This window comes from Methylobacterium variabile (genome assembly GCF_001043975.1).
GTDB classification, from domain to species: Bacteria; Pseudomonadota; Alphaproteobacteria; order Rhizobiales; family Beijerinckiaceae; genus Methylobacterium; species Methylobacterium variabile.
This window is the reverse complement of sequence record NZ_LABY01000095.1, coordinates 45,495-58,914: the sequence shown is the minus strand read 5'-3', so window position 1 is coordinate 58,914 and position 13,420 is coordinate 45,495. Positions and strand designations below refer to the sequence as shown.

Genomic DNA, 13,420 nt, shown 5'->3' with positions numbered 1-13,420 from the left:
GGTGGTGGCCCACCTCAAGCGCCAGGGCCGCCCCTCCTACCTCGAGGCGATCACCGCCGAGGAGGGCGAGGAGGAAGCCGACGCACCGGTCATGGACCAGGGCGGCTTCGGCGAGCCTGGCGGCGACGTCTACGACCAGGCGGTGGCGGTGGTGCTGCGGGACAAGAAGGCGTCGACGAGCTACATCCAGCGCCGGCTGCAGATCGGCTACAACCGGGCGGCGTCGCTGATGGAGCGGATGGAGCGCGAGGGCATCGTCGGCCCCGCCAACCACGCCGGAAAGCGCGAGATCCTGATGGAGGACGGGCAGGACGGCTGACGCCGTCCCGCCCGCGACCGGGCTTCAGCGCTGGCCGAAGCTCGCCTCCTTGAACAGGTCCTTGAGGTGATGCGGCTGCGAGCGCCAGTATTGCTTCGGCGCGCGGACCTGCGCGCCGAGCTCGGCGGCGGCGTGCCAGGGCCAGCGGGGATCGTACAGCACGGCGCGGGCGAGGGAGATCGCGTCCGCCTTGCCCTCGATCAGGATGCTCTCGGCCTGGCGCGCCTCGGTGATGAGCCCGACCGCGATGGTGACGAGGTCGGTCGCCGCCCGCACCCGTTCGGCGAAGGGCACCTGGTAGCCCGGCCCGATAGCGATCTTCTGCCGGGGCGAGACGCCGCCGGTCGAGACGTGGATGGCCGCCGCTCCCCGCGCCTTCAGCGCCTCCGCGAAGGCGATGGTCTGCTCGACCTCCCAGCCGTCCTCGACCCAGTCCGTCGCCGAGACCCGCACCCAGACCGGGCTTCCGCCCGGAAAGACCTCCCGCACCGCGTCGAACACCTCGAGGGGGAAGCGCATCCGGTTCTCGAGGCTGCCGCCATAGGCGTCGGTCCGCCGGTTGGCGAGCGGCGACAGGAACTGGTGCAGCAGGTAGCCGTGCGCCGCGTGGATCTCCGCCGCCTCGATGCCGAGGCGGACCGCCCGCCGGGCGGTGGCGGCGAAACCGTCGCGGATGCGCTTCATGTCCTCGCGGTCGAGCGCCCGGGGCGCCACCTCGCCCTCGGCGTGGGCCAGGGCCGAGGGTGCCTCGGTGAGCCAGCCCCGGGGCGAGTCCGGCCTCACCTGTTGGCCGCCCCGCCACGGCGGCTCGCTCGACGCCTTGCGGCCCGCATGGGCGATCTGGATGCAGACCGGCACCGGCGCGTAGTCGCGCACCGCGTCGAGCACCCGCGCCAGGGCCCGCTCGGTCCCGTCGTCCCAGAGGCCGAGATCGCCGTAGGTGATCCGCGCCTCCGGCGAGACCGCCGTCGCCTCGAGCGTCAGGAGCCCGGCCCCCGAGATGGCGAGCTGGCCGAGATGCATCATGTGCCAGTCGGTGGCCTCGCCGTCGCGGGCCGAATACTGGCACATCGGCGCGATGATGATCCGGTTCTCCAGCTCCAGGCCGTCGAGGCGCAGGGGCTGGAACAGGAGGGGAGAGCTCATACGGGTACTCCGGTGCAGGATGGCCGCAATGTGGCGCGACGCGGCGCTTCGGGCCAGAGCAGCCGGCGCAGGGCCCCTGCGCGGCCCTCGCGGACGCGCCGCGTGCGCCTGCGCACCGCTGATGCCCGGACCGTCGAGGCCTGGGCGCGACCGACGGCTACCAGCCCCTGCCGAGGCTCACGGCGATCCGGCTCGGGCGCGTCTCGACCAGGACGGTCGCCAGGCTCCTGAGCGCCCGCGTGGCCGCGCCGCGCGCCGCTGCCCGCGCGCGTGAGCGGAGCGACACGGGATCCATCTCCGCCAGCCGCTCGCCGGCGCTCACGACCCGCTCCACGGCGCGCAGCGTCTTCGGATCAGCCTCCGTCAGCGCGCAGATATCGGACAGGCTGCTGCGCAACGCATGCATCGTCTCGCGCCTGTCCGCGCCCTCCGTCAAGTCGACGATGGCGCTCTCGATCCTGTCGATCAGTGCTCTGAGCGGCACCGGCACCATATCCAGGATAGCGACCGCTCCGGTGCCTGGACACCGCCGTCCTTCATGGGTGTTCGAACCAAGCATGGCGTTTTCCCTGGCCCGATCGACTTTCTGCTTCGCAAATGGCACAATGTCAAATCTGCGCGGGAAACTCGGTTGCTCTCGTTCATCTGAAAACCCGGTAAGATAGAGACACCTGCATTGACCTTGATGATGTCACCTACGGCCCGGATCGACGCGATGTCCATGTTTACCCTTGAGACGCAACAGCCATCCCGAGGTGAAACAACCGCCTCATCATGCCGCCTGAGCGCCGTAGAGATTTACCTGACTAAGCTTCAATTGCATGCGCAATACATAGAAAAAAATGTCTATATTGATGTAATAACCGCAGTCAATACTATTAATACTTGAAAACGCTCAACCGCCACCCGATTTCGCTCAAATTATAACTTTCAGTTGATAGTTTGAAGCCGCATCAAGCGTCAGGTTGAAGGGAATGATGCCTCTGCGCTCAGTTTTTGGCGACCAGTCCGGAAGCGCCAGCGAACAGATCCTCTCCGTCCTGCGGTCGGTCCGCCGCCATCTGGCGATGGATGTCGGCTTCATCTCGGAGTTCGTCGCGGGTGACCGGGTGTTCCGCTTCTCCGACGCCGAGACGACGCAGAACCCGATCGTGGTCGGAACCTACGCGCCGCTCGAGCAGAGCTTCTGCTACTACGTGGCCAAGGGCCTGATGCCCGGCGTGATGCACGATGCGGCCGAGGATCCGACGGCCGCGCAGATGCCGGTCACCCGCGACCTGCCGGTCGGGGCGCATCTGAGCGTGCCGCTCCGGCACGCGGACGGCGAGCCGTACGGGACGCTGTGCTGCTTCAGCTTCACGCCGGATCGAAGCCTGACGACCCGCGACCTCGGCATCCTGCGCCTGTGCGCGGACGTCGTGGATGCCATCCTGCACAAGGATCGCGACGCGACGCTCGAACGGGCCGCGAAGCGCAAGCGCATCGCCGACACGATCGAGGCGGAGGCGATCGGGCTGGTGTTCCAGCCCATCTATCGCACGGCCGACGACAGCCTGGCGGCCTTCGAGGTCCTGGCGCGCTTCGAGCCGAGCCTGGGACGAGGTCCCGATGCCTGGTTCGCCGACGCCGACGAGGTCGGCCTCGGGGAGGAGCTCGAGCTCCTCGCCCTGCGCAAGGCGCTTGAGGCCGCGCCCGCCCTGTCTCCCCGGGTGAAGCTGTCGGTCAACCTGTCGCCGGCCGCGCTCGCCTCGCCCCGCCTCGCCGACTTGCTGGCCGGGGCGCGCCTCGACCGCCTGGTGATCGAGCTGACGGAGCACGCGGCGGTCGCGTCCTACGAGCGCCTTCGCGAGAGCCTGGGGCCGCTGCGGAGCCGCGGCCTCGGCCTGGCGATCGACGACGTGGGCGCCGGCCACGCGACGCTCCGGCACGTCCTCGACCTGGCACCGGAGTTCATCAAGCTCGACATGAGCCTGATCCGCAACATCGACACGCATTCGGGCCGGCGGGCACTGGCCGAGGCGCTCACAGGATATGGGAGACGTATCGGCTGCGAGATCGTCGCCGAGGGCGTGGAGACCGAGGCCGAGTACGCGGTGCTCCGGGGGATCGGCGTGACGCGGGTGCAGGGCTTCCTGACAGGCCGGCCGATGCCGCTCGCCGCCGCGGCGGCCCTTCCCCTGGCCGGCGCGGCCTCGGCGGCGCGGCGGGCCTCGGCCGGCTGATCGGTCCGGGGCGGGACCGCCCCGCTCCCGCGGCCGGCCCTATCCCAGCCCGCGCTCCCGCAGCGACACCCCGATCTCCTCCAGCACCGCCGGGTCCTCGATGGTCGGCGGCATCGTCCAGGGCTCTCCGTCGGCGATCCTCTTCATCGTGCCGCGCAGGATCTTCCCCGAGCGGGTCTTGGGCAGGCGCCCGACCGTCAGGGCGATCCGGAACGCCGCGACCGGGCCGATGCGCTCGCGCACCAGGGCCACCAGCTCGCGCTCGATCACGTCGGGCGCCCGCGCGACACCGGCCTTCAGCACCACGAAGCCGCAGGGCGCCTCGCCCTTGAGGCTGTCCCGGATGCCGATCACCGCGCACTCGGCGACGTCCGGGTGGGAGGCCAGCACCTCCTCCATGCCGCCGGTGGAGAGGCGGTGGCCGGCGACGTTGATGATGTCGTCGGTGCGGCCCATGACGGAGACGTAGCCGTCCCCGTCGAGGAAGCCGGCATCCGAGGTGTTGTAGTAGCCGGGATACGCCGCGAGGTAGCTCTCGCGGAAGCGCTCGTCCTGCCGCCACAGGGTCGGCAGGGCGCCGGGGGGCAGCGGCAGGCGGATCGCGATCGTGCCCATCGTGTCGGCCGGCACCGGTCGGCCCGCCTCGTCCAGCACCTGCACGTCCCAGCCCGGCATAGGCACCGTCGGGCTGCCGTGCTTGACCGGGAGCGCCCCGAGCCCGACCGGGTTGGCGGCGATCGGCCAGCCGGTCTCGGTCTGCCACCAGTGGTCGATCACCGGCACCCCGAGGATCCGCTCGGCCCAGGCGACGGTGTCGGGGTCGGCCCGCTCGCCGGCCAGGAACAGGGTGCGGAAGCGCGAGAGGTCGTGGCCCTGCATCAGCCGGGCCTCCGGATCCTCCTTCTTCACCGCCCTGAGCGCCGTCGGGGCGGTGAACAGGGCGACCGCCCCGGTCTCGGCGACGACGCGCCAGAACGCGCCGGCATCCGGCGTGCCGACGGGCTTGCCCTCGTAGAGCACCGTGGTGCAACCGTGCAGCAGCGGCCCGTAGACGATGTAGGAGTGGCCCACCACCCAGCCGACGTCGGAGGCGCACCAGTAGGTCTCGCCGGGGGCGACCCCGTAGAGGTTCGGCATCGTCCAGGCGAGCGCCACGAGGTAGCCGCCGGTGTCGCGCACCACGCCCTTCGGCCGGCCGGTCGTGCCGGAGGTGTAGAGGATGTAGAGCGGGTCGGTGGCGGCGACCGGCACGCAGGGCGCGGCGCGGCCCGCCGCCTTCGCGGCCGCCACGGCCTCGGCCCAGTCGCGGTCGCGCCCCTCGACCAGGGTGGCGGGCGCTTGCGGGCGCTGCAGGATCAGGCAGGCCTCGGGCCTGTGGGCGGAGAGGCGGCAGGCCTCGTCGAGCAGCGGCTTGTAGGCGACGACCCGGGCCGGCTCGACGCCGCAGGAGGCGGCGAGCACCACCTTGGGGGCGGCGTCCTCGATGCGGGCGGCGAGCTCCCGGGCGGCGAAGCCGCCGAACACCACCGAGTGCACGGCGCCGATGCGGGCGCAGGCCAGCATGCCGAACAGGGCCTCCGGCACCATCGGCATGTAGAGCACCACCCGGTCGCCGCGCCCGACCCCGAGGTCCTGCAGCACGGCCGCCAGCGCCGCGACCTCGTCCTTCAGCTCGGCGTAGGTGATCCGGCGCTTCGTGCCGGTGACGGGGGAATCGTACAGGATCGCCGCCTGCTCGGCCCGTCCGGCCGCGACGTGGCGGTCGACGGCGTTGTGGCAGGCATTGACCTCACCGCCGACGAACCAGCGGCCGTAAGGCCCGTCCTCGGGCGCGAACACCCGGGCGGGCGGCGTGGTCCAGTCGATCGCCTCGGCGGCACCGGCCCAGAACGCCTCCGGGTCGCGCTGCCAGGCGGCGTAGGTCTCCGGGTAGCGGCTCGGGCTCGCCATGGCGTCTCCTCCGGCGCCGCTCGTATCGGTGGCGGCGTGCTCACCCAGATAGAGTACGGCCCGCGGCGGCCGGAAGTCGAACTTTCGTAAGGACGGGGCGGATTGATCGCTCCGCCACGGCGGGTACTCTCACCGGGCAGCGAGCAGGACGATCCATGACCGGCGCGACGATCTACGACCACGGCCTCGACCGGAACCCGGCCAACCACCAGCCGCTCACGCCGCTCACCTTCCTGGAGCGGGCGGCCACCGTCTTCCCCGACCACGCGGCGGTGATCCATGGCGGTCTCAGGCGCAGCTACCGCGAACTCTACGCCCGCTGCCGGCGCCTTGCCTCGGCGCTCGCGGCCCGCGGCATCGGGCGCGGCGACACGGTGGCGGTGATGCTCGCCAACACCCCGGCGATGATCGAGTGCCACTACGGCGTGCCCATGACCGGCGCCGTGCTCAACACCCTCAACACCCGGCTCGATCCCGCCGTCATCGCCTTCTGCCTCGACCACGGCGAGGCCAAGGTGGTGATCACCGACCGGGAATTCGCCCGCATCATGGGGCCGGCCTTAGGCCAGGCCGGGGTGACGCCGCTCGTCATCGACTACGACGACCCGGAATACGACGGCCCGGGCGAGCGCCTCGGCGTGATCGAGTACGAGGAACTCCTCGCCGGCGGCGACCCGGATCACGCCTGGGCGATGCCGGGCGACGAGTGGGACGCGATCACGCTCAACTACACCTCGGGCACCACCGGCGACCCGAAGGGCGTGGTCTATCACCACCGCGGCGCCTCGCTGCTCGCCGTCGGCAACGTGGTGGCGGGCAACCTCGGCCGGCACCCGGTCTACCTGTGGACCCTGCCGATGTTCCACTGCAACGGCTGGTGCTTCCCCTGGACCCTGTCGGTGGTGGCCGGCACCCATGTCTGCCTGCGGCAGGTGCGGGCGCGTGCGATGTACGACGCCATCGCGGATCACGGCGTCACGCATCTGTGCGGCGCACCGATCGTGATGTCGCTCCTCATCAACGCCCCGGCTGCGGAGCGGCGGGCCCTGCCGCACCGGGTCGCCTTCCTCACGGCGGCGGCGCCCCCGCCCGAGGCGGTGCTCGCCGGCATGGCCGAGGCGGGGTTCGACGTCACCCACGTCTACGGCCTGACCGAGACCTACGGCCCGGCGGTGGTCAACGAGTGGCACGCCGACTGGGACGCCCTGGGCAAGGCCGAGCAGGCCGCCCGCAAGGCGCGCCAGGGCGTGCGGTACCCGCCGCTCGAGGCCCTCGACGTGCTCGACCCCGAGACGATGCGGCCGGTGCCGGCGGACGGCGAGACCATGGGCGAGGTGATGTTCCGCGGCAACGTCGTGATGCGCGGCTACCTGAAGAACCCGAAGGCGACGGAGGCCGCCTTCCGCGGCGGCTGGTTCCACTCGGGCGACCTCGGGGTGAAGCACCCGGACGGCTACATCCAGCTCAAGGACCGCTCGAAGGACATCATCATCTCAGGGGGCGAGAACATCTCGTCGATCGAGGTCGAGGAGGCCCTGTTCAAGCATCCGGCGGTGGCGGCGGCCGCGGTGGTGGCGAAGCCCGACGAGAAGTGGGGCGAGACACCCTGCGCCTTCGTGGAGCTCAAGCCCTCCGAGATGGTCTCGGCCGAGGAGCTGATCGGCTGGTGCCGCCAGTCGCTCGCCGGCTTCAAGGTGCCAAAGCACGTGGTCTTCACGGAGCTGCCGAAGACCTCGACCGGCAAGGTGCAGAAATTCGTGCTGCGCGAGATGGCGAAGGCGCTCTGACGGACGGAGCCTGGGATCGGCCGGGCGCTCTCCCGCGGGGGCCCTGCCTCTCTCTCCGCGATGCCCTGGGGTCAGGGGCCGCCGCGTCGAACGCTGGCGCGGCGGCACTGGGGGACTTTTCTGGGCTAGTGCATCACTCGGGTCGACGTCGTCCGCAGTCGACTGATTTCATCCTTGAGGTGAAGCTTGCGTCGCTTGAGCTCTACAATTCGCAAGTCGTCGGTGGAGAGGTGGGTGATTGCGTCCTGGATCTCGCGCTCCAAGGCTTCGTGCTTACGCTCGAGCTCGGTGAGATGCGTGTTCAGCGACATCAGCCATTGCCTCCTGTCATGTAGGTGACACACGCAGCCTGCCACAGGCCGCGGCCGATGTCGAAGGCAATCGATGCTGCACCTGCGTAATGTCCGGCATCCCGGATGCCCCCGCGAGGGCTGCACAACCCGGCCGGCGCCCTTGCTGGAAGCCGGGCCCTGGTTCATGCTCCGCCTCCTACCTCCAGGGCTGGGGCGGCGATGGCGTTCGAGTTGAGTGCGGAATCGGCGGCGGAATACGAGAGCGAGCTGGCGCGGCTCCGGGAGGAGCACCGCGACCTCGACGATGCGATCGAGGCCCTGGCCGGGGTGATGGCCGGCGACCGCCTGCAGCTCCAGCGCCTCAAGAAGCGCAAGCTCTCGCTGCGCGACCGCATCACCTTCCTGGAGGACCAGCTCACCCCGGACATCATCGCCTGACAGTCCACGCCGTTCGCGCCACGATGGCCGCCGGCTGCTTGCATGAATGCAGACGCGTCGCTACTGCGAACCGACCGGCTGCGGCCCCCACGCGGCTTAGCCGCGCTTTCTAGAGGATGCGCTTGACGATGGCGGCAGCGCCCCCCGTCGCGGTGATCATGGGCAGCCAGTCCGACTGGGCCACGATGCGCCACGCGGCCGAGACCCTCGACGCGCTCGGCATTCCCTACGAGGCCCGCATCGTCTCGGCCCACCGCACCCCGGACCGCCTGGTCGCCTTCGCCAAGGGCGCCAAGGCCGCGGGATTCCGGGTGGTGATCGCGGGCGCCGGCGGCGCCGCCCACCTGCCCGGCATGGCGGCCGCGATGACGCCGCTGCCGGTCTTCGGCGTGCCGGTCGAGTCGAAGGCGCTCTCGGGCCAGGACAGCCTGCTGTCGATCGTGCAGATGCCCGCCGGCATCCCGGTCGGGACGCTCGCCATCGGCCGGGCCGGCGCGGTCAACGCGGCGCTGCTGGCCGCCGCCGTGCTGGCGCTGACCGACGAGGCCCTGGCCGAGCGGCTCGACGCCTGGCGCGCCCGCCAGAGCGCGGCGGTGGCCGAGCACCCGGACACGAGCGCCCCGTGAGCACGCCCCCCATCGGCCCGGTCGCGCCCGGCGCGACCATCGGCATCGTCGGCGGCGGCCAGCTCGGCCGCATGATCGCGATCGCGGCGGCGCAGTACGGCCTCAAGGCCCACATCTACTGCCCCGATCCCGACAGCCCGGCCTTCGAGGTGGCGGGCCGGCGCACGGTGGCGCCCTACGACGACGCGGCGGCGCTCCAGGCCTTCGCCGACTCCGTCGACGTGGTGACGTACGAGTTCGAGAACATCCCGCGCGCCACCGCCGAGATCCTGGCCGCCCGCCGGCCCCTGCACCCGAGCGCCTCGGCGCTGGCGACGACGCAGGACCGGCTGATGGAGAAGGCCTTCGTCGCCGGCCTCGGCATCCCGGTGGCGCCGTTCCGGGCGGTGGACGACGCCGCCGGCCTGGCGGAGGCGGTGCGGGAGATCGGCCTGCCGGCCGTGCTCAAGACCCGGCGCTTCGGCTACGACGGCAAGGGGCAGGTGATGCTGCGCGACGCGGTCGCCGACCCCGCCGCCGTGATGGCCTCCCTGCGCGACCAGCCCTGCATCCTCGAGGGCTTCGTGCCGTTCGAGGCGGAGGTCTCGGTGGTGGCCGCCCGCACGGCGGACGGCGCCTTCTCGGCCTACGACCCCTGCGCCAACGAGCACCGCCACCACATCCTGGCCCGCACGGTGGTGCCGGCCCCCGGCATGGCGCCGCAGACCGCCGCGGAGGCCGTCGCGGTAGCCCGCACCATCGCGGACGCGCTGGGCTACGTCGGCGTGCTGGCGGTGGAGATGTTCCTGGTACGCGGGCCCGACGGCCGCGCGGGCGTGGTGGTCAACGAGATCGCGCCCCGGGTCCACAATTCCGGGCACTGGACCATCGAGGGCGCGCAGACCTCGCAATTCGCCCAGCATGTCCGGGCGATCTGCGGCTGGCCGCTCGGCAGCCCGGCCCTCGTCGGCACGGCGGCCGAGATGCTGAACCTCGTCGGCGACGCGGCGGCGGACTGGCCCGCGATCCTGGCCGAGCCGGGCAGCCACCTCCACCTCTACGGCAAGGGCGAGGCCCGCCCCGGCCGCAAGATGGGCCACGTCACCCGGGTGACGACCGGCCCCTGAGCCCGGACAGTGCGGCCGCCGGGCCACACCGGCCGGCGCGCAGCGCCCTCCCCTGCCCCTAGGGCGGCCGGGAGGCCGCCCAAGCCACACCTTCGCCACATCGGCCCGCACAAGCGTGGAGGCGCACTGCCTTAAGCCGGCGTTCACCCAGATCCGGAATGGTCGTCCGGCACCGGGACCGCGGCTCAAGCGGGGCGCGCGTGCGGATTGCGAGGGTGAGCGGCGCGACGAGGATGCGCCGCCCCGGGGGAGCGGGCGATGAACAACGTGATCGGCTGGAGCCGCGTGACACCGGCGGCCCGGGTGCTGGGGGCGACCGTGCTGACCGCGCTGGCGCTCGCCGGCTGCGACACCGTCAACCGCGCGACCGCGACGCGGCAATTCGCGGTGCTCGAGACCGACAAGTCGGGCGCGACCGAGGTCAACATCGCCTCGCTGTCGGACGTGATCCAGCGCAACCCGAGCGACGCGTCGGCCTACAACACCCGCGGCGCGGCCTATGCCCGCGCGGGCAACTACGACTCGGCGATCGCCGACTTCACCAAGGCGATCCAGCTCGACCCGAACTCGGCCTCGGCCTACGGCAACCGGGCGCTGGCCTATCGCCAGTCGGGCCGCAACGACGCGGCGCTGCAGGATTTCTCCAAGGCGATCAACGCCGACCCGAACTACACCGCCGCCTATATCGGGCGGGCCAACCTGCAGCGGGCGCAGGGCAACTTCGAGGCCGCCTACGCCGACCTGAGTCAGGCGATCCGCCTCACGCCGGAGTCGGCGGAAGCCTACCACGCCCGCGGGCTGGTGCGGCAGGCGCAGGGGCAGCACCGCGCCGCGATCGGCGACTTCGACGCCGCCATCGACCGCAACCCGTTCGTGAGCGCGCCCTACGCCGCCCGCGGCCAGAGCCTGATCGCCACCAACCAGTTCGACAAGGCGATCGAGGACTACAACGCGGCCCTCAACGTCAACAACAAGGACGCGGATTCCTGGGCCTACCGCGGCCTCGCCTACGAGAAGTCCAACCGCCGCCAGGAGGCGACGGAGAGCTACCAGCGCGCCGTGGCCATCGACCAGGCCAACCCGATCGCCAAGCAGGGCTTGGGCCGGATGCAGGGCGGGATGGCGTCGCTGTTCCGGTAGGGACGGCCGTCCTCGACGCCCGGGCAGGGCCGCCCACACCACGACGCGAGAGCCCCCGGATGGATCCATCCGGGGGCTCTCGCGCATTGCGGTCACCCATGCCGGACCGTCCCCGGGGGCTCCGGAACGGCGGGGCAACGATCGGGATCGAGGCTTGGTCGAACCCGTCGCGACACCGGGGGACGGGCGGACGTCGTGGTCACGCCGCCCGGACGGTCCCGAGGAAGCGGTCCACCTCGGCCGACAGGTGGCCGGATTGCCGCGACAGCGCGGAGGCGGCCGACAGGACCTGATCCGCGGCGTGCCCCGTCTCCTCGGAGGCCCGCGCCACGCTCGTGATGGTGCCGGTGACCTGCCGGGATCCCTCCGACGCCTCGGACACGTTGCGGACGATCTCCTGGGTCGCCGCTCCCTGCTGCTCCACCGCCGAGGCGATGGCCGCCGCCACGCCGCTGATCTCCCGCACGCGGGACGTGATGGCCCCGATCGCGTTGACCGCCCGTCCCGTCGCCCCCTGGATCTGATCGATCTGGCGCGTGATGTCGTCCGTGGCCCGGGCGGTCTGCGTCGCGAGCTGCTTGACTTCCGCCGCCACCACCGCGAAGCCGCGTCCCGCCTCTCCGGCCCGCGCCGCCTCGATCGTCGCGTTGAGCGCGAGCAGGTTGGTCTGCCCGGCGATGCCGGAGATCAGGGCCACCACGTCGCCGATCTTCGCCGTGGCGGTACCGAGCGCCTGGATCAGGTCGGCCGCCTGGTCCGCTTCTGCAACCGCGGACCGGGCGAGCGCGGACGAGTCAGTGACCTGCCGGCCGATCTCCTGCACGGAGGCGCCGAGCTCCTCGGCTGCCGCCGCCACGACGGTGACGTTGGTGGCGGCCTGCTCGGCGGCGGCGGCGACCTCGGTCGAGCGCGCGGCGGTGTGCGTCGCGTTGGCCCGCATGGTCGTGGCCGTGGCCTGGAGCGCCGAGGCGGCGGACGAGACCTGGCCGACCACGCCGCCGACCGCGTGCTCGAAGGCGTCCGCCATCTGGCGCATCCCGCTCCGCCGCTGCTCCTCTGCGGAGAGCCGGGCGAGAACCGTCTCCTCCTCCAGGGCCCGGGTCCGGATCAGGTTGTCCTTGAAGATCTGCACGGCCGCCGCCATCGCGCCGATCTCGTCACCCCGGTCGCGCCCCGGAACCGCGACATCGACGCGACCGTCGGCGAGGGCGTGCATGGTGCCGGTCATCCGCGTGATCGGCCGGGCGATGCGGTACTGCGCCAGCGCGAGGCCGACGCCCACCAGGACGAGGGTCGCGGCCAGCAAGGCTCCGTGCTGGATCGCAGCCATCCGCGCCTCGCCAGCCCGCATCGCCGCCTCGGAGGCCGCGGCACTCATCGCCGCCGTGGCGACCTCGGCGATCGTCAGCAACCGCGCTGCCATGTAGGGCTGGGCCTCGGACAGGCTCATGGCCGGCTCGGTTCCGCTCACCAGGCTGCGCATCGTCGCCTGCATCCGCTCGTGGATCTCGCCGGAGAAGTAGGTCCGTTCGGCCTTGTCGACGGCCTCCACCACGGCCGCCGGCAGGGGATCCGAGGCGCGCAGGGCCCGCGCGGATGTCCAATGCGCCATGGTCTGGCCCAGGGCGAAGCTCATCCGTTCGAGGCTCGCGGCGGAGACGCTGCTGCGGTCCGAGAAGCTCGAGATCACCATCACGGCCGCGGTCCCGGCCGTCGAGCGGGCGCTCCAGGCCTGGTTCTTGAGCATCAGCAACGGCCGGCTCTGCTGTGACACCCGATGCAGGTCGACCTCGAGCCGGGCGGCCATCTGCATCAGGCTCGTGTACAGGCGCTCGCCCACCTGCAGCACCTGCCCGCTGAGCGCGCGGTCGCGCTGGGCGACGTCGCGGTCCAGCGCCGCGTCGATCACGGCCCGCAGGGCGGTCTGCGCCGCATAGGCGGTCTGGACGGCGTGCCGCGTCGCGTCGAGCGTCGCGAAGCGCTCGGCGTCGCGCATGACCGAAGCGATGGTCGTATCGACGCTGGACCTGCTCCGCGCAACGAGATCCCGGCTCGCCTTCAAGACGCTCCCGGTCTGCGACAGGGCCGCGACCGCGTCGCCGCGCTCGGAGCGGACGTGCAGGATGGAATCAAGGATCAGCCCGTCGAGCCGCGCCAGCGCCGCCGCCATCTCGGCGTCCTCGTGGGCGGTCCACGCCTTCGAGAAGTTGCTCCAGGTGAGCCACGTGAGAAGCCCTCCCATCAGCAGGACGATCGACATGATGATCGTCCTGAGCGTCAGAATCCGGGTGTTTCGCCTGTTCATGACCTGCGACCTTGGAACCGGCGGACGTCCGGGTCCGCTACGTCGATTCTCGATAGAGGTAGAACGAGGCTATTAACGCAAAGTCACT

Annotated in this window: 12 protein-coding genes; 7 read left to right on the top strand and 5 right to left on the bottom strand. The window is 71.6% G+C overall.

All coding sequences use genetic code 11. The features are described 5' to 3' along the window. A partial coding sequence (locus VQ02_RS14850) for a DNA translocase FtsK (RefSeq protein ID WP_280818945.1) occupies positions 1-319 on the top strand: 319 nt, incomplete at its 5' end. 24 nt (positions 320-343) lie between these two features. Here the strand turns inward: VQ02_RS14850 and VQ02_RS14845 are convergent. Both VQ02_RS14845 and VQ02_RS14840 read right to left on the bottom strand, forming a co-directional pair. Then, complete coding sequence (locus tag VQ02_RS14845; RefSeq protein WP_048444973.1) at positions 344-1,465, bottom strand: NADH:flavin oxidoreductase/NADH oxidase; 1,122 nt, start codon at positions 1,463-1,465, stop codon at positions 344-346. Between the two features lie 157 nt (positions 1,466-1,622). Further along, entirely contained in the window at positions 1,623-2,024 is a 402-nt protein-coding gene (locus VQ02_RS14840; RefSeq protein WP_048444972.1) for a hypothetical protein, read from the bottom strand. A gap of 415 nt (positions 2,025-2,439) precedes the next feature. Between VQ02_RS14840 and VQ02_RS14835 the strand changes: the two genes are divergently transcribed. Further along, positions 2,440-3,687, top strand: coding sequence for a sensor domain-containing phosphodiesterase (locus VQ02_RS14835; protein WP_053080381.1), 1,248 nt, complete (start codon positions 2,440-2,442; stop codon positions 3,685-3,687). 39 nt (positions 3,688-3,726) lie between these two features. Here VQ02_RS14835 and VQ02_RS14830 read toward each other — a convergent pair whose 3' ends face one another. Next, positions 3,727-5,637 (bottom strand): propionyl-CoA synthetase, encoded by a 1,911-nt coding sequence (locus tag VQ02_RS14830; protein WP_048444971.1) that lies wholly within the window; start codon positions 5,635-5,637, stop codon positions 3,727-3,729. A 155-nt stretch (positions 5,638-5,792) separates the two neighbouring features. Between VQ02_RS14830 and VQ02_RS14825 the strand changes: the two genes are divergently transcribed. Continuing rightward, the gene (locus VQ02_RS14825) at positions 5,793-7,424 is read left to right on the top strand and encodes an acyl-CoA synthetase (protein ID WP_048444970.1); all 1,632 of its coding nucleotides are present in this window, start codon (positions 5,793-5,795) and stop codon (positions 7,422-7,424) included. 125 nt (positions 7,425-7,549) lie between these two features. On the opposite strand, the gene VQ02_RS14820 is transcribed toward VQ02_RS14825, so the two are convergent. After that, positions 7,550-7,735, bottom strand: a complete 186-nt coding sequence (locus VQ02_RS14820; RefSeq protein WP_048444969.1) for a YdcH family protein — start codon at positions 7,733-7,735, stop codon at positions 7,550-7,552. Between the two features lie 201 nt (positions 7,736-7,936). Between VQ02_RS14820 and VQ02_RS14815 the strand changes: the two genes are divergently transcribed. From VQ02_RS14815 to VQ02_RS14800, 4 genes are all read left to right on the top strand, one after another. Further along, entirely contained in the window at positions 7,937-8,155 is a 219-nt protein-coding gene (locus VQ02_RS14815) for a YdcH family protein (protein ID WP_048444968.1), read from the top strand. 128 nt (positions 8,156-8,283) lie between these two features. Continuing rightward, positions 8,284-8,781, top strand: a complete 498-nt coding sequence (gene purE / locus VQ02_RS14810; protein WP_048444967.1) for a 5-(carboxyamino)imidazole ribonucleotide mutase — start codon at positions 8,284-8,286, stop codon at positions 8,779-8,781. Then, on the top strand, positions 8,778-9,887 hold the full coding sequence (locus tag VQ02_RS14805) for a 5-(carboxyamino)imidazole ribonucleotide synthase (RefSeq protein ID WP_048444966.1): 1,110 nt from the start codon (positions 8,778-8,780) through the stop codon (positions 9,885-9,887). Before purE ends, VQ02_RS14805 begins: the two co-directional genes overlap by 4 nt. A 258-nt stretch (positions 9,888-10,145) precedes the next feature. Further along, positions 10,146-11,027 carry a tetratricopeptide repeat protein gene (locus tag VQ02_RS14800; protein ID WP_048444965.1) on the top strand — a complete coding sequence of 294 codons (882 nt, stop codon included), beginning with the start codon at positions 10,146-10,148 and terminating at the stop codon, positions 11,025-11,027. Between the two features lie 199 nt (positions 11,028-11,226). Here the strand turns inward: VQ02_RS14800 and VQ02_RS14795 are convergent, their stop codons facing one another. Then, complete coding sequence (locus VQ02_RS14795; RefSeq protein WP_053080380.1) at positions 11,227-13,287, bottom strand: methyl-accepting chemotaxis protein; 2,061 nt, start codon at positions 13,285-13,287, stop codon at positions 11,227-11,229. Positions 13,288-13,420: the final 133 nt, after the last annotated feature.

Excerpts from the sequence above, each read along its gene's own strand:
- VQ02_RS14845 (WP_048444973.1), bottom strand. The coding sequence starts at position 1,465 with ATGAGCTCTCCCCTCCTGTTCCAGCCCCTGCGCCTCGACGGCCTGGAG.
- VQ02_RS14840 (WP_048444972.1), bottom strand. The coding sequence starts at position 2,024 with ATGCTTGGTTCGAACACCCATGAAGGACGGCGGTGTCCAGGCACCGGA.
- VQ02_RS14835 (WP_053080381.1), top strand. The coding sequence starts at position 2,440 with ATGATGCCTCTGCGCTCAGTTTTTGGCGACCAGTCCGGAAGCGCCAGC.
- VQ02_RS14830 (WP_048444971.1), bottom strand. The coding sequence starts at position 5,637 with ATGGCGAGCCCGAGCCGCTACCCGGAGACCTACGCCGCCTGGCAGCGC.
- VQ02_RS14825 (WP_048444970.1), top strand. The coding sequence starts at position 5,793 with ATGACCGGCGCGACGATCTACGACCACGGCCTCGACCGGAACCCGGCC.
- VQ02_RS14820 (WP_048444969.1), bottom strand. The coding sequence starts at position 7,735 with ATGTCGCTGAACACGCATCTCACCGAGCTCGAGCGTAAGCACGAAGCC.
- VQ02_RS14815 (WP_048444968.1), top strand. The coding sequence starts at position 7,937 with ATGGCGTTCGAGTTGAGTGCGGAATCGGCGGCGGAATACGAGAGCGAG.
- purE (WP_048444967.1), top strand. The coding sequence starts at position 8,284 with ATGGCGGCAGCGCCCCCCGTCGCGGTGATCATGGGCAGCCAGTCCGAC.
- VQ02_RS14800 (WP_048444965.1), top strand. The coding sequence starts at position 10,146 with ATGAACAACGTGATCGGCTGGAGCCGCGTGACACCGGCGGCCCGGGTG.
- VQ02_RS14795 (WP_053080380.1), bottom strand. The coding sequence starts at position 13,287 with ATGTCGATCGTCCTGCTGATGGGAGGGCTTCTCACGTGGCTCACCTGG.